At 74.1% G+C, this 378-nt stretch carries 1 pseudogene; it reads right to left on the reverse strand.

Annotated elements, in window-relative coordinates:
- Positions 1-378 (reverse strand): annotated as a pseudogene (locus tag NBZ85_RS31630) (VWA domain-containing protein); the annotation flags it as partial.

Genomic DNA, 378 nt, shown 5'->3' on the forward strand with positions numbered 1-378 from the left:
GTCAGGTAGGCGTGGCCGCCGGTGGCCCTGGCCAGGCGCTGCAACGCGGCGAGATCCGCGCCGGGGTCGCTGGCGATAACGATGAGCTGGACGGGCCGGCGCGGATCGGCCGCGGCCTGCAGCGCGGAAACCGCCTGGTTGAGCGTCGGTTCGGGATTCGCCGCCGGCTGCCCCGGCTGCTCGTTGCCGGCGTGATCGTCGCCACCCGCGTTGCTGTCGCCGTCGGTGAACAGGACGACGCGGTTGATCCGGCCCGAGGCGAACCTGCCGGTCAGCTGCCGCACGGCCGCGACCGCGGTCGAGTAGAGGTTGCTGCTGCCGGCCGGTTTCAGGGCCGCGAGTGCCGCGGTCAGGTCGTCGCGCTGGGTGCCGGTGCGG

This window comes from Frankia tisae, assembly GCF_025403405.1.
Lineage (GTDB): Bacteria > Actinomycetota > Actinomycetes > Frankiales > Frankiaceae > Frankia > Frankia tisai.